Below are 19,198 nucleotides of genomic sequence, written 5' to 3' on the forward strand. Positions count from 1 at the left end.
TCGTGAGTAGACGATAAAAATAATAGAGAATATTTATGCAACACACCCCATCTAACGGAACCCGTTCGCCGAGTGTTCTGCAAGCTGCCACGCCGCTCGTGGTATTGATTATTATGCTAGCCAGTTCAGTGTATCTCTTTGGCGAAGATTCATCTTATGGACCAAACCAAATTGCACTTTGGATAGCTGCCGGCGTTGCAATTGCCATCGGCTTTTACAACCATTTTAGCTGGGAACAAATCGAAGATGGCATCAAAGAGGGGATTTCGGTAGCCCTTGGCGCGCTCTTGATTATTCTGGCCGTGGGTTCGCTTATTGGTACTTGGCTTTTAGCTGGCACCGTGCCTAGCATGATTTATTACGGCTTAGAGTTGCTCGATCCTAGTTGGTTCTATGCAGCTAGTGCGTTGATGTGTGGCATTATTTCGTTAGCAATCGGCAGCTCATGGACGACCGCAGCCACCATCGGGGTAGCCTTAATGGGCGTTGCGGCAGGTATGGGCCTATCACCAGCTATTACCGCTGGTGCCGTTGTTTCTGGCGCTTATTTTGGTGACAAAATGTCACCTTTGTCAGATACCACTAATCTAGCGCCAGCTGTGGCTGGCACTGAATTGTTTGCGCACATTCGTTACATGGCGCTTACGGCGGGACCTGGCTTTGCCATTACCTTGATTATTTTCCTAATCTTGGGCTTCAACGCTGATACTTCAGTGAGCTTACTTCAGCTAGAAAAAATGCAGCTAGAATTACAAAATACCTTTAACATTGGTTGGTTAATGTTAGTGCCTTTGCTAGTTTTGTTATATCTAGCAGCCACCCGCAAGCCAGCGTTACCCACGGTATTTTTTGGCGCCTTATTAGGCGGACTTTGGGCGGTTATTTTTCAACCAGAAATGATCAATAAGCTCGCAGAAGGGGACGATTCTTATGTTGCGACCCTGAAAATTGTTTGGCTTGCACTTACTGATGGGGTAAAGATTGAAACCAGCTCAGCTGATCTGAACGATCTTCTTAGTGGTGGCGGCATGTCGAGCATGTTGAATACCGTATGGTTGATTTTAAGTGCCATGACCTTCGGTGCCATTATGGAGAAACTAGGTCTATTGCAACGCCTAGTTGTTGGTATTTTAGGGTATGTGAAGTCAGTAGGAAGTCTGATTGGAGCAACGCTATTTACTTGTTTCGGCGCAAACGTACTTACCGCAGATCAATACATGGCGATTGTCTTACCCGGGCGCATGTACCGCGAAGAATTTGAGCGGCGAGGGCTTGACCCTCGAGTGTTGTCTCGTACCTTAGAAGACAGCGCCACCTTAACCTCTGCATTAATCCCTTGGAACACTTGTGGTGCCTTCATGATGGGGGCTCTCGGTGTCAGCCCATGGATTTACGCCCCGTTTGCGTTCTTTAACTGGATAACCCCATTGATTGCGCTATTCTACGGTTACACCGGTATTAAAATTTTGCGCCTGGAGCAAACGGCCAAGCCAACCACAGTCTAACGAGGTGTGTACTCCCTATGAGTGAGAAACAAGCTAAGTTCCGGAGCGATTATCGTGCTCCGGACTTTTCTATCAGTACTGTTGAATTAACCTTTTATCTCGACCCTCATCACACCCGCGTGCACAACCGCATGCAAGTTCATCCGCAGCGTCAACAGCAGCCACTATGCCTTGATGGCGAACAACTAAAGCTGCTTGAAGTGAGTATTAATGGTGAACTTTTAGACGCCAACGATTATCAGGTTGACACCCAGCAACTGGTGTTAACAAAGGTTCCTGAACAAGCGTTTGAGCTGGAAGTGGTCACTGAAATTGACCCTGCTAATAATACCGCGCTTGAAGGTTTGTATCAGACCAATGGTAGTTTTTGTACTCAATGCGAAGCTGAAGGTTTTCGGCGTATTACTTATTATCTTGACCGGCCAGATGTGCTGGCGATTTTTACCACCACCATTTACGCCGATCAGCAACAGTATCCTTATCTCTTGAGTAACGGTAATCCTCAGGCCTCAGGTACCACTCCTGCTGGCCAGCAATGGGTTACCTGGCACGACCCCTTTCCTAAACCAGCTTATTTGTTTGCCTTAGTAGCCGGCAACTTTGAGTTACTGGAAGACCATTTTATTACTCGCTCTGGTAAACAAGTGCTGCTGCAGCTCTTTGTCGACCCCGGCAATTTAGCACGGGCCCATTATGCGATGCAGGCGCTAAAAAACTCAATGGCCTGGGACGAACAACGTTTTGGGCTTGAGTACGATCTAGATATCTACATGATTGTCGCCGTGGACTTTTTCAATATGGGGGCCATGGAAAATAAAGGCCTTAACGTATTCAATTCACGTTATGTGTTAGCTGATGCTGCAACCGCCACTGACCAAGACTTTTTGAATGTTGAATCGGTTATCGGGCATGAGTATTTTCATAATTGGACCGGTAATAGAATTACCTGTCGGGACTGGTTTCAACTGAGCTTAAAAGAAGGTCTAACGGTTTTTCGTGACCAAGAGTTTAGTTCCGATTTAGGCTCGCGGGCGGTTAATCGGATCCAAGCTATCCGAGTGATGCGAAGTCATCAGTTCAATGAAGATGCTAGCCCTATGGCGCATCCGATTCGACCTGACAAAGTTATTGAAATGAATAACTTTTACACAGTAACTGTGTACAACAAAGGGGCCGAGGTTATCCGGATGCTACACACTTTGCTTGGTGAAGCGGGATTTCAAGCCGGCATGCGTTGTTACATTGAGCGCCACGATGGCCAAGCCGTGACCTGTGATGACTTTATTGCGGCGATGGCTGCGGCTAATCAACGCGATTTAACTCGGTTTAAAAACTGGTACAGTCAAGCCGGTACTCCAGTTGTTAGAGTAACAGAAAACTATACTCCAGCGAGCGCTCAGACGGCGGGGCAGCTTCGGCTTAGGTTCGCACAACACACACCAGCTACGCCGGGGCAAACCGCCAAACAACCAGTACATATCCCGGTATTGCTAAGTGCCTATTCAAGCCGCGGCGAACGTCTTGAATTAACTCATCCAGAACTGCAACTGCACGAATCGGGCAGTTATTTATTTGAGCTCACCGAGGCCACGGCAGAAGTGACGATAACCGGATTACACGAGCGCCCCATACTGGCTTTATTAGAGAACTTCAGTGCGCCGGTACGCTTAGAATACAACCAAAGCTTTGCTGATAAAGCGGTGCTGTTGGGGTCTGCAGAACAAGAAGTAACGCGCTGGGAAGCTGCCCAACAGATGTATCTAGACTTGCTCACCGCAGCAGTAGCTAAAGATGGGTTAGTCCGCTTGCCACCGGAAGTAAGTATGGCTTTACAAGAGCTTCTGGCAGCACCACTGGATCCTGCGCTAAAAGCTTTAGCCTTGACCCCGCCGGCCGCGGAAGAATTAGCCGAGCATTATCCGCAGGATATTCCGCTTGCCTTGATTGGGTTGGCTTGTGAGCAATTAAAACGAGCGATTGCGGCAGCCTTGGCGGAGCAATTAGCCACCTGGTGGCAACAACAGCAAGGTCAACCCTATGAACTAACCGCCGAGGCTATAGCGCAGCGCAGCCTCACGCATCTAGCTGCCTACTATTTGGCGTTGAACGATCCTGAAGCTTTCAATAATGAGATTAGCCAAGCTTTTAGCCATGCCGACAACATGACGAGCCAGCAGGCGTTACTACAAATTGCAACCCACTTAGAATTAGCTTGTGCAAGCGACTTATTAGAACAATTTGAGTTGCGCTGGCAACATGATCCTTTGGTCTTGGATAAATGGTTTGCGGTGCAAGCTAGTGCACCTGTGGCGGGCACTGTTGCACGGGTAGCTGAGCTGGTTGAACATCCGCGTTTTAACCGCAATAACCCAAATCGAGTGTATGCGTTGTTAGCTACGTTCAGTCGCAATCTGCTGGCTTTTCATCAAGCTGATGGAGCAGGGTACCAAGTAGTTGCGAGCATGATCCGTTACTTGAACAGTAAAAACCCTCAAGTGGCAGCGCGGCTGATCACGCCATTCACCCAATGGCGTCGGTTTGATAAACAACGTCAAGAGCTGCTGCTTGGTCATCTGCAAGAGCTGCAACAATTACCAAATTTAGCGCCTGATTTGGCCGAAAAAATTAGCAGTAGTTTGGCTCCTGATATACAGGCCTAGCCGCAGCCTTTGTAATAATCATGCAAAGCTTTTGGATAAACATGTTCAGACCACGAAATTCGTGGTCTGAACACTGTTTTTTGTGCTTTATAATGATTGAATAACCTAGCTAAATGTCCGACAATAATATGAATTATTTCGCTGTGTGATTTTACCCGTTGGCAGCGCCAGAGGGTACAACCACATCGTTATATCTCATCACGTTAAAAGGACACTAGCATGAATGCGTTTGGCGAAGGCCAGATCCCCGTTATTTTGCAGAAGGTGGCCGATCTGATTGAACACAGAGCTACCGATCGAGCCGACTTAATCAAAGATTTTGCGTTGAGGTTATATAGAAATATCTCACCGGATGATCTGGCGCTGCGAAATGACAGCGACATGTACGGCGCGGTGATGGGATTGTGGCACAGCTTCAACGAATACACGCCCGGTAAAAAAGCCTTAATTAAAATCTATAACCCAGAAGTGGCGCGCCACGGCTGGGAATCTGCGCATACCATCATTGAAATCATTCAATCAGATATGCCGTTTATGGTTGATTCCATTCGCATGGCTTTAACGCGTTTGGGTATCACCTCGCATTTGCTACTGCATTTGCCAATTAGCCATAAACGAAATGAGCAAAACCAAATCAACGAACTGCTTAAGGCTGGTACTCGTAACGATGATAACGAAGTCGATACGGTATTTCTGATTGAAGTGGATCGTCAAGCCTCTGCCGACGCTATCAAAACCCTGAAGAAAGAATTAGCTGCAGTGATGGAAGAAGTGACGGTATCGGTAGGTGATTGGTTGCCAATGCGTAACAAACTGACCGAACTGGCCGCAGACTTAAGCAAGATTAATTACCCTGGTAGCCAACAAGAACTGCAAGAAGCTCAGCGGTTTTTAAGTTGGTTAGCCAAAGATAACTTTACCTTAATGGGCTATCGTCGTTACGACTTAGTGCCGATTGAAGGTGACTACATCATTCGCCAACAAACTGAATCCAGCCTTGGCTTGATGCGCAAAAGTGCCACTAACAAAGAACGCTTGGTGTCATCTTTACCAGAAGTAGCGCGTGATATGACCTTTGACGATAGTTTGTTATTGGTAACAAAGACCAATACCAAGTCTAAGGTTCACCGTCCAGCTTACAATGACTACATTGGCATTAAGCGCTTTGATGACAACGGCAAAGTGATTGGTGAAGATCGTTTTATTGGTCTGTATTCCAGCAGTTTTTATAACAACAGTGCGCGTGACGTTCCATTAGTTGGCGATAAGATTAAACGCGTGATGGAAGCCTCAGGTTTCGCGCCTAACTCACACGCAGCAAAAGCGTTATTGAATATTCTTGAAACCTATCCGCGCGATGAGATTGTACAAGCAAATGAAGACGACTTACTTGAAGTAGGGTTAGGCGTGTTGCAAATGCAAGAGCGCGATATGACGCGGTTGTTTGTCCGTCGAGATATTTTTGGTCGCTTTGCATCGTGCATGGTGTTTGTACCGAAAGAACGCTACAACACCTTATTACGTCAAAAGACCCAGCAGATTTTAGCAACCTCTTTGCACAGCACTGCGGAAGTTGACTTTACCACCTATTTTTCTGAGTCCTCCCTAGCTAGAACTCATTATACCGTGCGCATTGGCGAGCACGTACAGGACATTGATGTGAAAGAACTTGAACAAAACTTAGTTGAAGCAGCGCGTACTTGGGAAGATAACTTCGAGCGCATTTTAAGTAGCACCTTCGGCGAAGGTCGCGCTAACGAGCTGAATAAAAAGTATGCCAATGCGTTTCCGCGGGCCTATAAAGAGGACGTCTTGCCATCGGTTGCTATTGCCGATTTACAGCAGATTGAAGCCCTAGACGACGAACACAAACTAGGCATGCTGTTTTATCGTTCACGCGAAGAGAACGAAACCAGTAAAAAAATTCGCTTAAAACTGTTCCATAAAGACGAGCCTATTCATTTGTCTGATGTGTTGCCGATGTTAGAAAACTTCGGTTTACGGATCATTGGTGAGAGCCCGTACCAGATTAAAACGACCGATGGCAATCTATTCTGGGTGTTAGACTTCCAGATGTTGCACAATAACGTCAAGCTCGACCTTGAAGCCAGCCGTGATTTGTTCCAAGACGCCTTTGCGAAAGTTTGGGACGGTCACTATGAGGATGATGGCTTTAACCGTTTGGTACTAAGCGCCGGTCTAACAGGTCGCCAAGTGATTATTTTACGTATGTTTGCTAAATACATGCGTCAAATTGGTACGACCTTTAGCCAGAGCTACATTGAAAGTACCTTTGGGAAATACCCACTGATTGCCAAATTGATCATTAAGCTGTTCTATACTAAGTTTGAACCGAAAGAGAAGAGCCGCGCGAAGAAAATCGAAGCCTTAGAAACGCGTATTGCTTCTGAGCTAGAAAACGTAGCCAACCTCGATGACGATCGTATTATTCGTCGTTACGTTGAGTTGATTTTGGCAGCTCTGCGCACCAACTTCTTCCAGGCTGATGCCTCAGGTAACGAAAAACCCTATATTTCGGTTAAGTTTATGCCTGAACTTATTCCTGAAATGCCATTGCCGCTACCTAAGTACGAAATTTTTGTGTATTCACCTCGCGTAGAAGGGGTGCATTTACGTGGTGGTAAAGTTGCTCGTGGTGGCTTGCGCTGGTCAGATCGCCGTGAGGATTTCCGCACAGAAGTGCTTGGCTTGGTAAAAGCCCAGCAGGTTAAAAACACTGTGATAGTTCCGGTTGGCGCCAAAGGTGGTTTCTTCTGTAAGAACTTACCAGAAGAGCGGGAAGCCTTTTTCGAAGAAGGTAAGGCCTGTTATCGCACCTTTATTCGCGCCTTGTTGGATATCACGGACAACATTGTCAACGGTGAAGTTGTACCGCCAAAAGACGTAGTTCGTCATGATGAAGACGATACTTATTTAGTGGTTGCGGCGGACAAAGGAACTGCGACTTTCTCTGACATTGCTAACAGTATTTCAGCGGAATACAAGTTCTGGTTGGGTGACGCCTTTGCCTCTGGTGGCTCTGTAGGCTATGACCACAAGAAAATGGGGATCACAGCTCGTGGTGCATGGGAATCTGTGAAACGTCATTTCCGTGAACTTGGGATTGATTGCCAAACCACTGATTTTACCGCAGTAGGTATCGGCGATATGGCTGGCGATGTGTTCGGTAACGGTATGTTGTTATCCAAACATACGCGCTTAGTTGCAGCCTTTAACCACATGCACATTTTTGTGGATCCAAATCCGGATGCGGCAAGCAGTCACGCCGAGCGTGAGCGCCTGTTCAAGTTACCGCGTTCAAGCTGGGCCGATTACGACAGTTCGTTAATTTCTGCTGGTGGTGGTATTTTCTTGCGCAGTGCGAAAGCCATTGAATTAACGCCAGAAATGAAAAAATTATTTAACACTCAGAAAAAGTCGTTGACGCCAACTGAGATGATTAAAACCATCTTAACTTTGCCCGTCGACTTACTTTGGAACGGTGGTATTGGTACTTACGTTAAGAGCAGCAAAGAAAGCGACAGCGACGTTGGTGATCGTGCTAACGATGCGGTGCGGGTGAACGGTGGCGAACTGCGCACTAAGATTGTCGGCGAGGGCGGTAACCTAGGTTTCACCCAATTAGGACGTATTGAATACGCTCGTAACGGCGGTCGTATCAATACTGATGCGATTGACAACGTAGGTGGCGTTGATTGTTCGGATAATGAAGTTAATATCAAGATCTTGTTGAATGGTTTGGTTGCCAACGGCGATTTGACCCGTAAGCAACGCGATCAGTTGCTGTACGACATGACCGACGAAGTGGCGCAAATCGTGATTAAAGATTGCTTCCGTCAATCGCAATCCATTTCGGTTACGGCGATTCGTGGTGCCGATCAGATCAAAGAATTGCAGCGCTTTATTCATCACCTAGAACGTGAAGGGCAACTTAACCGTGCACTTGAGTTTTTACCGGATGATGATGAATTGGCAGAACGTCAGGCGCTTAACAAGGGCTTAACCCGTCCTGAATTAGCCGTGATCACTGCCTATGGCAAGATGGTATTGAAAGATCAATTGGTCGATGACGCTATTATGGATGACCCTTTCCATGCGCGTTCACTGATTAATGCGTTTCCTAAGCCGTTGCAAGAAGCCTATGCCGAGGCAATGCAAAATCACCCATTACGGGCGCAGATTATTGCTACGCGATTAGCCAATAATATTGTCAACGATATGGGACCGAACTTTGTTTATCGCAAAGCAGACGCGACCGGGGCTACTGTTGCTGAAGTAGCAAACGCCTACGTGATTGCGCGTGAATGCTTTAATTTGCGCGGTCTAATGGAAGCCATTGAAGCAGGTAACAACCAAATTCCTGCCGATGTGCAGAACAGCATGTTATTCCAGATCCGTCGGGTTGTGCGTCGTGCTACACGTTGGTTCTTGCGCCATCCAAATCCTGAACTAGGTAACATTCAAGCGCACATTGATTTCTATCAAGACAGCTTTAATGACTTGCGAGAGAATGTGCTGGATTACGTTATTCCAGCCGAGCGTGATGCTATTCAGAAAGACATTGATAAGCTACAAGCGCAAGGCGTACCAGCAGATCTTGCTAAACAAGTTGCTATTCTGTCCACCTTGTTCTCGGCGCTGGATATTGCAGACGTGGCTAAACAGACAGGTCGCACCGAAGCTAGCGTAGCGAAAGCCTACTTTAATTTGGGCTCGCAAGTGTCCTTGCATTGGTTCTTGGAGCAAATTAACAGTCAGCCGGTTGATAACCACTGGCAGGCTCTAGCTCGTGCCGCGTTCCGCGAAGAGTTGGATTGGCAACAGCGTTCATTAACTATGAGTGTGTTGAAAGGCAGTGACGAAGCGCAAGATAGCCTTGATGTGTTAGCTGCTTGGTTAGATGCAAATAAAGTCTTTGTAGACCGTTGGTTAGTGATGCTATCAGATTTCCGCACCACCAAAACTCATGAGTTTGCTAAGTTCTCCGTTGCGTTACGAGAGCTGATGTTACTCAATCAAAACTGTACGTCGGCAGCTTAAGCCTATGTACGGGATCATGCGTAAATGGCTGTTCAGCAAAGATGCTGAACAGTCACATGATTTGACCTTGAGGTTACTTAAACGCTACGCCAACACCCCGTTGGCGTGGTTTTGGCGACAACAAGTAGAAGCTAAACCCGTCACTGTGATGGGTATTGAATTTCCTAATCCTGTAGGTTTGGCTGCAGGTCTTGATAAAAACGCTGAGTGCATTGATGCTTTTGCACAAATGGGATTTGGTTTTATCGAGGTCGGTACAGTTACCCCAAAACCGCAAGAAGGCAATCCCAAGCCACGTCTGTTTCGGATCCCTGAACGTGAGGCCATTATCAACCGCATGGGTTTTAATAACCTTGGCGTTGATTACTTAGTTGAGCGAGTACAAAGAGCTAAGTTCAAGGGGGTGCTGGGGATTAATATAGGCAAGAATAAAGCTACAGCAGAAGCTGATGCCGTGCACGATTATGTGCATTGCATGCGCAAAGTTTACGCTTTTGCGAGCTACATTACGGTCAATATATCCTCGCCAAACACGCCCGGCTTACGTGCCTTTCAACATGGCGATGCGCTTCATCAACTGCTGGCTAGCTTGAAACAAACTCAAGCAGAACTCGCCACCGAGCACGGCCGTTATGTGCCACTGGCAGTAAAAATTGCGCCTGATCTTGATAACGATGGCATTGCAGCGATGGCGGCTGCCTTAATAGAACATCAGATAGATGCTGTTATAGCGACCAACACAACTCTCAGTAGGGACGCGGTAGTCGGCTGTAAGCATGCCGATGAGGCAGGGGGCTTGAGTGGCAAAGTGTTATTTGATGCGAGCACGGCCGTAGTTAAGCAACTAGCAGAACATCTCCAGGGTAAGCTACCTATCATTGCCGTTGGTGGCATCGATAGCGCGGCCGCAGCTCAAGCAAAACTAGCCGCAGGAGCAAGCTTGGTGCAAGTGTACACCGGCTTCATTTACCATGGACCGCAGTTGATCCGCACTATCGTAAACGACTTGTAAACAATCTCATATTTCTTTATGGTATAAAGCATAGCCAAAGTTCACTCGCAATAACGATAACGACAAGGTTGAACGTGCACGTAAATATTCAGTGGCAATGGTTCTGTGAACCAGCAACAAAGCATCTAGGTATCCAGCTTGAGTCTGGCACACCACACCTATGTCCTTATAAAGCCAGTAGATTGATTCCTTTGTATCCTTTGCAAGCGAGCTTAACAACCGACGAAGCTCAATTATTTCAAGAGTTTACTGAGTGTTTAGAAGAAGTTAGCTCACTCATAGAGACAAGCATTCAGCAACCTTGTAATTCAGACTGGGTACAAGCCGCAGGACTGAATTTACTGATTATCCAGCGTTTTGGGCGGCCACAATTGCCTCAGAGTTGGTATTTTCAAGAAGCTTTAATCGCCGAACAAACCCAACAAGAACTAAAACTCGGGGCGCTAGTACAGCTTAATTCAGGGCTGCAACAAGGGCTCTGTGTGGTGTTGCAGCAAGATGGTGAGTTTGCTGAATGCATGGTGTTGGGAGCAGAATTTGTGTTATCCGATGTGAAAACATTACGCCAGTTTGATGTGTTCAAGGTCATGATTAATCGTTTACAGCGAGGCCCTCATGAAACTCATGCTGACGGTAGTCATACTCTGCGGTTAGCCTAAAGGCGTCATTTTACTCCTGTTGTTAAGCTAATTGAGTCTGTAACCTATGAAATTACCCGGTCATATTGCTGCAACTGTTACTTTGTTAGCCAGTGCAATCAGTCTTGTGTTAACCCCGAGCAATGCGCTAGCCACACCAACACTACCAGCCAGCAGCAGTGCTGCTGCGCCTAGCCTCCATTTACGTGTTCTCAGTACCAGCGATGTTCATGGCCAATTTATGGGGAAGAATTATTTTACCCAGCAACCGGTCGCAGCAGGTTATGCATACTTAGCCAAGGTCATCGAAGAAGCTCGGGCGGAAGCAGACTTGCATGTGTTAATTGATAACGGTGATCTTATCCAAGGTAGTCCAATGACAGACTGGATGGTAACCGCAGCAGCTAGCGAACAGCCGTTGCCACTCACTCAAGTGATGAATGCCCTGCAGTTTGATGTGGCCAACTTAGGCAATCATGAATTTAATTACGGTCTAGATTATCTCGCCCAAGCCTATGCAGGCGCAAATTTTCCGCTGCTTAGCGCCAATCTTAAACCCTTGACCGAAGCGGCCAAGAATAAATTAAAGATTGCGCCTTGGGTGATGTTAGAAAAGCAGCCTGCACAGGCATGGTTACCCGCTGTTAAAGTTGCAGTGATAGGGGTACTACCACCGCAAATCATGCAGTGGGATGCCCATTACTTACAGCATCAGGTTGCGGTAGAGGGGATGTATGAAGCAGCCCAACGGAGTGTGCAAGAGGCCCAACAACAAGGAGCCGAGGTGATCATTATCGCAGCTCATACGGGTTTGCCGAAAAATTCTCGCGAGACCCATAGCAGTGAGCAAGATGTTTGGTCGCTTGCGCAAATTGACGGCGTGGATGCAATCGCATTTGGCCATCAGCATGAGTTGTTTCCTGGTACTGATGCTTACCAATTAAATCTAGACGTAGATAGCAAAGCCGGCACCATTCATGGTGTGGCAGCATCGCAGCCTGGCGCACAAGGTGAGTACCTTGGCGTGATAGATCTTTATTTACAGTGGCAGCAGCAACAAGGTTGGCAAGTTAGCCGCAGTAAGAGTCATTTACGAGCCGCGGCGGCAACTCCAGACACGAGTATTCAGGCATTATTAGCAGAGGCTGATGAAGCTACTATGGCTTATATGAAGCAACCCATTGGTCATACAGAGGTAGCATTATCACATCGATTATCACGGTTACAGCCCACGTCCGCCATGCAACTCTTACATGATGCTCAGCGGTGGTATGTGGAGCGTTATCTAGATGGCTTGGCCGATGAATCTTCGACTGGTACCGAACAACCATGGCAGCAGTTGCCACTATTGAGTGCTGCGGCTCCTTTTTTTGCCGCAACCTCGGCAGAAGAGGCCGCGCAACAGCAGTTTACTTTTATCAATGCAGGCCCAGTTACCATCGGTGATGTGGGTAATTTATATCGATATCCCAATACATTGGACGTCGTCAAAATATCGGTGGCACAACTACAGCAATGGTTAGAAATCAGCGCAGCCGCGCTTAGAGTAGGCAGTAACGAAGATCCATACAGTTGGGTTGAAGGCCAAGTGCCTTCTTATAATTTTGATACGATTGCTGGCATCAAGTACCAGATTGATGTGAGTCAACCCATAGGTCAGCGCGTCACCATCCTCGATCAGATAGCAACCGAAGCAGTCTTGGTCGTAACCAATAATTATCGCGCTAATGGCGGTGGTGATTTTGCCGGATTAGATGGCAGTCAGATAGTGTTTAGCAGCCCAGATCAAATTCAGCATATTCTTATCGAGTATCTGAAACAGTTACCACAACCCTATTTAGCAGGGCAACAGCTGGATAAGAATTGGATTATTGTTGACCGGGAATAGTCGGAAAAATTAAGTAAGGAGTTGGTTGCGGGGGCAGGATTTGAACCTACGACCTTCGGGTTATGAGCCCGACGAGCTACCAGACTGCTCCACCCCGCGTCCGATGAAGTGCATAGTATAGAGTTAGTTCTGCAAACGCAAGCCCCCATTGAATCGTTCGCTTAGTTATTAACCGATATTGATTTGATTGCTGCTTTTACGTCCATATCGAGCAATACAGCAGCCTCATCTTTCGGTATAATCTGTTTCTATCTTTCTTAATAAGTGATTATTTTCATGTCGGCAACTCTGCAACTTTTTGCAACCTGCGCCAAAGGTCTCGAGCCTTTATTGTTTGATGAACTGAACCAGTTGGGTATTCCCCAAGTGCGCCAAACAGCTGGCGGCTGCTGGTTCGACTGCTCCTTAGAGCAGGCCTATCAAGTGTGCCTATGGACTCGGTTAGCGAATCGAGTGTTATTAAAATTGGGTGAATGCTTCGTCAAGCAAGCCCAAGACATTCCATTGGCCGTTGCCCAAACTGAATGGGAACAGGTTTTTGCGCCTGAAGATACGTTCTTAATTGATTTCAGCGGTCGTCATCCAGATATCCGCCACACACAATTTGGTGCGCAGCTAGTCAAAGACGGTATTGTGGATCGCTTTAGAGAACAATTAAACCAACGACCTTCAGTTAGTAAAGAGCCTGACGTTCGCATTAACGCTCATTTACAAAAAGATAAGCTTACCTGGTATTTGGATTTAGCGGGTGAGAGCCTGCATAAACGTGGCTATCGGCAACAGCAGGGGGCTGCTCCGTTACGCGAAACCTTAGCAGCGGCGGTGGTGATTCGTGCGGGTGTTGATACCACAACCGACGTAGTCATGGACCCATTCTGTGGTTCGGGCACCTTACTGCTTGAAGCGGCGATGATTCGTTATCAGTTAGCGCCTGGTTTACAGCGCAGCTATTGGGGCTTTCAAGCATGGTTAGGGCATCAACATAGCTTATGGTTACAAGTGCGCGAGCAAGCGGAGCAGCGTTTTGCCGAAGCTATCGCCGAGCCTAGCGCCAGGTTTTATGGCCGTGACAATGACCCGCGCATGCTGGGGATTGCCCGACAAAATGCCGAACGGTTGGGATTAAGCCATGTATGTGACTGGCAAGTAGGGGATGCGGAGCATGCAGAACCGGCCGTAAATGCTGCAGAACAACACACCACACCTTTGCTTATTTGTAATCCACCTTACGGTGAGCGGCTTGGCGAAGAAGTTGAAACCTTGCTGTTGTATCGTCGTTTTGGTCAGCAATTACGGCAACAGTTTTCCGGTTGGCAAGTGGCGGTTCTAGCCGGTGATGAAACTCTATTAAAGCGTCTTAAGTTACGTAGTCAACGCAAATACAAGTTGTTTAATGGTGCCATTGAGACTTTATTGGCTACTTACGACTTAACCGTAGAGCAACCTGAATTTACCCAAACGCAATCTAACGACCTTGCCAATAGATTGCGTAAAAACTACCAAAAACTAGAAAAATGGGCGGCAAAAGAAGGGGTTAACGCATGGCGTCTGTATGATGCCGACCTTCCAGAATACAATGCCGCTGTTGATGTTTACGATGATTGTATTGTGATTCAAGAATATGCAGCGCCGAAAGACATTCCGCCGGCGGTAGCTAAAGATAGATTATGGTTTTTAATCGATACCTTAGCCTCTGAGTTGCCTTTTAAAGCTGAAAACATGACCTTAAAGGTGCGGCAACGGCAGGCTGGTAAACAGCAATATCAAAAACAAACCCCGCGTGGCTTAGTTCGGATAGTGCATGAATACGGCGTGCAGTTTGAGGTGAATCTGAGTGACTATTTAGACACAGGGCTATTCTTAGATCATCGTTGGGCACGCCGAGAATTAGGTAAGATCAGTGCGGATAAGAGTGTTCTGAATTTGTTTGCCTACACCTGTTCAGCATCGGTGCATGCCGCAATGGGCGGTGCTAAAGAGGTGGTTTCAGTCGATTTATCTAAAACTTATTTGGCTTGGGGCGAACGCAATTTCCACCTCAACAAACTCAACACGCGCGCCCATCAGTTTATTCAAGCTGATTGTATTGCATGGCTTAGAGAACAACGGCCACAGCAGCGCTACGACGTGATTTTTCTCGATCCGCCCACGTTTTCAAACTCTAAGCGGATGGATGATGTTTTAGATGTTCAACGTGATCACGTGCAATTATTGAAATTAGCAGCACGCTTGTTGAAAGACGACGGGGTGATTTTGTTTTCCAACAACAAACGTAAATTCAAGCTTGATAGCGAGGCTTTAGCTGAAGCCTTTTTGGTTGCAGAAGACCTAACCAAGCGCTCTATTTCTGCTGATTTTGAGCGCCACAAAGGCATTCACCATTTGTTCAAGGTACGCCACAGTGGCTGACTATTATCTACTTAGCAAACCTCATTGTCCTTTGTGTGACCAAGCTAAGCTGCTCGTTGAACAAGCCATGCAGCAAGCTGTTCAGTCACCAGCAACGGGCTGGCGTCTGCATGTGGTTGATATTACTCAACAACCCGAGCTACTAGCAGAGTACGCTTGGTTGATCCCTGTACTAGTGCGCGCTAGCGACGATGCCGAGTTACGTTGGCCGTTTGCAACAGCACTTGAGGATTTTTTAATAGCATGAATATTGTAAGAATTCAGAATGCGCAATTAGCCTTTGGCAACGATGCCATTTTAGACCATGTCGACCTAACCATTGAAGCAGGCGAACGGGTCTGTTTAGTAGGCCGCAACGGTGCCGGTAAATCGACGCTACTCAAGGTTATCGACGGCGAAGTGCAGCTCGATGATGGCGCAGTGCAATTGGTCGGTGATACGGTTGTTGCTAGATTGCCGCAAGATCCACCAGCAAACTCAGAGCAGTCCGTCTACGATTATGTTGCTGAAGGTTTAGCTGAGGTGGGCGATTTACTTAAAGATTACCACCACACTCTGCAAAAGCTCGAACAAGAGCATGATAGTGACCAAATCATGAATGATTTGGCGCGCTTACAGACCGCTTTAGAAGCGGCCGATGGCTGGCAATTACAAACCCGCATAGAACAAGTGTTAACGCAGCTAGCACTACCTGCTGATAGCACCATGGCGGCGCTCTCGGGCGGTTGGCTAAGACGGGTAGCATTAGCCCGCGCACTGGTAGTTAATCCTGATTTATTACTGTTAGATGAACCTACTAACCACCTCGACGTAGAAATGGTGCGGTGGTTAGAAGAGCGGGTTAAAGATTTTCGGGGGGCGGTGTTATTTATCAGCCACGACCGAGCCTTTATTCGTAATCTAGCAACTCGTATTATTGATTTAGATCGGGGCCAATTAAATAGTTATCCTGGTAGTTACGATGCCTATTTAGAGCTTAAACAACATCAGTTGGAAGTTGAAGAAACCCACAACGCTGAGTTTGATAAAAAACTGGCTCAAGAAGAGACCTGGATCCGTCAGGGCATTAAAGCACGGCGGACTCGCAATGAAGGCCGCGTCAGGGCGTTGAAAGAGCTCCGAAAACAACGTGCTCAACGCCGCGAACAGCAAGGTTCGGCCAAGTTAGCTGTGCAGGAAGCCAGTAAATCAGGCAAGCTGGTGTTCGATGGCAGTGATGTTAATTTAGCGTTCGGTGATAAAACCATCCTACGCCAGTTTGAGTTTACCTTACAACGCGGTGACAAGGTTGCCTTGGTAGGACCGAATGGTTGTGGCAAGAGTACCTTGATTAAAGTTTTGCTGGGACAACAAGCGGCTGATTCTGGGCAGATCAAGCTGGGGACTCACTTACAAGTCGCTTATTTTGATCAGCATCGTGCGCAATTAGATCCTAATTTAACCATTGCTGAAAACGTAGGTGATGGTAAGCAGGATGTTACCTACAATGGTAAAACTCGACATATTCTGAGCTACTTACAAGATTTCTTATTCTCACCTAAACAAGCCAGAACGCCGGTAAGAGCTTTATCTGGCGGAGAGCGTAACCGAGCTTTATTAGCCAAACTGTTTTTAACCCCAAGTAATTTTTTGATCTTGGATGAACCAACCAACGACCTAGATATCGACACTCTAGAGCTGTTAGAACAAATTGTGGCAGATTATCAGGGGACAGTAATCTTGGTCAGCCACGATCGTGAATTTGTGGATAATACGGCGACAAGCGTGCTGTTATTTGAAGGTGAGGGTAAAGTAACCGAAATCGTGGGTGGCTTTACCGAAGTAAATCATTATTTAAGCCAAACTGCGGGAACTAATTCGGCTGCCAGCAAGTCACAGCCTGCAGCATCTGTAAGTAGTAGCAGCACTGCGGCAAGTAAAGAATCTGCTAACAAGGGTTCAGCTGCGCCACGTAAAAAGTTATCCTACAAACTGCAACGTGAATTAGAACAATTACCGCAACGGATTGAAGCTTTAGAGCAGGAGCAAGAGCACTTGCAACAACAAACTAGTCAGGCTGATTTTTTTACTCAGCCGCATTCAGTTACTGCGCCGGTATTAGAGCGATTAGGCGAATTAGAACAAGAACTTATGGCCGCGCTAGAGCGCTGGGACGAATTAGAAAATTTACAACAAGAGAGTCGTTGAATTCCTTATGAAACAGTTTAAAACCAAAGCACTTACGCTGGCAGTAGCCGGTTTATTAAGCAGTAGTTTTAGTGCCGCAGCTATGGCCGATAGCTATACCTATACCGTACTCCCGGAAACGCACAGTCAAGTACGGGCCAGTTTTCCGCGCAATATCAACGATAGTGGTTTGATCACCTTACATGGCCGCTTTTCAGCTAACACCGAGATTGATTTTGATCTTATGACCGATAACTTAAAAGGCTATATCGGTTTAGATGAAGATTTTGATCCTGCCACCGATAGCTTAACTGAGGCCCAATATTGGGGACTCGTTCAAGTGCTGGCTGATCGAGAGAATGCAAATAGTGCTGAGTTGCGTATTGCTACTGATTTTGCCGGAACTTATAACGGTCAAGATATCCTGTTCCATGGCTTACTCAACGGTACCGACGGGGCCGTATCAAGCCAAGAAAAATCAGCGGATCATGCCTTTTTAGGTTTGAATAACAATAACGTGAGAGTAGGTTGGGCATCTGCGCCTTACACTCGCTTTGATCACACGTATCAACCTGAACCAGCTGAAGAGGGTGGCGAGATGCCAGACCCCATCACGTTAAACTTTGCTGAGCGTGAGTACATCAGTCGTGGTTTGTGGTTTGATGGCACTAATTACAGCTTAATTGCGCCGCCAGAGCAGGAATACTTAGGTGGTGAGGCACAAATCTTTGCCATCAATGACACCAATTTAGCCGTAGGTAACGCTAGTGTGGCGTTATTCCCAGCTGCTCAAGAGCGGGTAGATGCTTGTATTGAAGACTTTACCCCAGCGTCCAATCGCGCCGTTTATACCTGTATTTGGAATCTTTGGTACGGTTTTCAGCGCGAATCAGCCTTAGGTGGCTCTTTTACTGCTAATGGCTCTCTTTACGATATGCATGCAGCTGTGTGGCAACTTGATGACCAAGGCCAAGTTATTTCAGAAACTCTGTATCCGCCATTGCGTGAGCGTGCAGAAGATGATGGAGCCTACTGGTCTGCTTATGCTTATGCAGTCAACAACAACGGCATTGCGGTAGGCCAAAGCTGGACTTACTACAACGACGTAGAACAACCGGGCAACCGGATTAAAATGCCAGTGGTTTACCAAAATGGGGAAACTAAAGCGATCACGACAGATGAGGAATACATTTGGGGCTCGGCGACTGCCATCAACGATGAAGATCAGGCAACGGGTTTTGTGATTCGTACCATCCAAGGGGTACGTCGCGCTATTGGCTTTATCTATGATGTAGAAGCTGAAACTTTCGCTGAGTTACCAGGCTTTTTCGAGGGTTCAAGCACCTATCCCAATGCTATCAACAATCAAGGCTTAGTGGTGGGCTCAGGTGAAATCGATTACACCCTGAACGCCGAACGCCGTCGAGTTGGTTTTGTTTATGACTTAAATAATCCAGATGCTGGTTTTATCAACCTCAATGATGCTATTGGTTGCAGTGCGGACTATTACATAGTGTCGGCAGACGATATCAACGAAGATAATCAAATCTTGGCCACCGCGTTAACGACCATCGAAGAAACCACAGAAGAGGGTGAGACCTACACTCGTAATGTCTATGCGACGCTGAAGCTGGATACAGCCGCAGGCGAGGTTACAGGTTGCTCTACTGAGGATGAGGTAATTACACGTGAAGGCGCTGCCACATCTCCTTTTGGCTTGATTGCTATGTTCTTGATTGGTGGCCTTATTACTATTCGTCGCTTAATCAAGATTTAACTGGCAATAATCTTCTAAGTAAAACCATCTGACAAACTGGCGTAATATCATGAACTTAACCGTAACCATGATATTACGCCAT

At 46.9% G+C, this 19,198-nt stretch carries 10 protein-coding genes and 1 tRNA gene; 10 read left to right on the forward strand and 1 reads right to left on the reverse strand.

Annotation, left to right across the window (positions count from 1 at the left end; translation table 11 throughout):
* Positions 1-35: 35 nt before the first annotated feature.
* The 6 genes from nhaC to AB8S08_RS06470 all read left to right on the forward strand — a co-directional run bounded on the left by nhaC (position 36) and on the right by AB8S08_RS06470 (position 12,764).
* On the forward strand, positions 36-1,505 hold the full coding sequence (gene nhaC, locus AB8S08_RS06445; RefSeq protein ID WP_369744165.1) for a Na+/H+ antiporter NhaC: 1,470 nt from the start codon (positions 36-38) through the stop codon (positions 1,503-1,505).
* Positions 1,506-1,522: 17 nt separating this feature from the next.
* Positions 1,523-4,165, forward strand: a complete 2,643-nt coding sequence (gene pepN / locus AB8S08_RS06450; protein ID WP_369744166.1) for an aminopeptidase N — start codon at positions 1,523-1,525, stop codon at positions 4,163-4,165.
* Between the two features lie 219 nt (positions 4,166-4,384).
* Complete coding sequence (locus AB8S08_RS06455) at positions 4,385-9,226, forward strand: NAD-glutamate dehydrogenase (protein WP_369744167.1); 4,842 nt, start codon at positions 4,385-4,387, stop codon at positions 9,224-9,226.
* Between the two features lie 4 nt (positions 9,227-9,230).
* Positions 9,231-10,238 carry a quinone-dependent dihydroorotate dehydrogenase gene (locus tag AB8S08_RS06460; protein WP_110075074.1) on the forward strand — a complete coding sequence of 336 codons (1,008 nt, stop codon included), beginning with the start codon at positions 9,231-9,233 and terminating at the stop codon, positions 10,236-10,238.
* A gap of 74 nt (positions 10,239-10,312) precedes the next feature.
* Positions 10,313-10,897, forward strand: coding sequence for a cell division protein ZapC domain-containing protein (locus AB8S08_RS06465; RefSeq protein ID WP_181394880.1), 585 nt, complete (start codon positions 10,313-10,315; stop codon positions 10,895-10,897).
* A gap of 46 nt (positions 10,898-10,943) precedes the next feature.
* Positions 10,944-12,764: a 5'-nucleotidase C-terminal domain-containing protein gene (locus tag AB8S08_RS06470; protein WP_369744168.1), complete on the forward strand. Its 1,821-nt coding sequence runs from the start codon at positions 10,944-10,946 to the stop codon at positions 12,762-12,764.
* Positions 12,765-12,786: 22 nt separating this feature from the next.
* On the opposite strand, the gene AB8S08_RS06475 is transcribed toward AB8S08_RS06470, so the two are convergent.
* Positions 12,787-12,863, reverse strand: a tRNA-Met gene (locus AB8S08_RS06475).
* Between the two features lie 177 nt (positions 12,864-13,040).
* Here AB8S08_RS06475 and rlmKL point away from each other — a divergent pair.
* Genes rlmKL through AB8S08_RS06495 form a run of 4 tightly spaced genes read left to right on the forward strand, consistent with a single transcriptional unit; the run spans position 13,041 to position 19,116 of the window.
* Positions 13,041-15,173: a bifunctional 23S rRNA (guanine(2069)-N(7))-methyltransferase RlmK/23S rRNA (guanine(2445)-N(2))-methyltransferase RlmL gene (rlmKL, locus tag AB8S08_RS06480; RefSeq protein WP_369744169.1), complete on the forward strand. Its 2,133-nt coding sequence runs from the start codon at positions 13,041-13,043 to the stop codon at positions 15,171-15,173.
* Entirely contained in the window at positions 15,166-15,420 is a 255-nt protein-coding gene (locus tag AB8S08_RS06485; protein WP_110075078.1) for a glutaredoxin family protein, read from the forward strand. The genes rlmKL and AB8S08_RS06485 overlap by 8 nt, the downstream gene beginning before the upstream one ends.
* Complete coding sequence (locus tag AB8S08_RS06490) at positions 15,417-17,360, forward strand: ABC transporter ATP-binding protein (RefSeq protein ID WP_369744170.1); 1,944 nt, start codon at positions 15,417-15,419, stop codon at positions 17,358-17,360. The genes AB8S08_RS06485 and AB8S08_RS06490 overlap by 4 nt, the downstream gene beginning before the upstream one ends.
* 7 nt (positions 17,361-17,367) lie before the next feature.
* Positions 17,368-19,116, forward strand: a complete 1,749-nt coding sequence (locus tag AB8S08_RS06495; RefSeq protein WP_369742247.1) for a DUF3466 family protein — start codon at positions 17,368-17,370, stop codon at positions 19,114-19,116.
* The last annotated feature ends 82 nt before the right edge of the window (positions 19,117-19,198 follow it).

It is taken from the genome of Pseudidiomarina sp. PP-1MA (assembly GCF_041200125.1).
Classification (GTDB): Bacteria; Pseudomonadota; Gammaproteobacteria; order Enterobacterales; family Alteromonadaceae; genus Pseudidiomarina; species Pseudidiomarina fusca.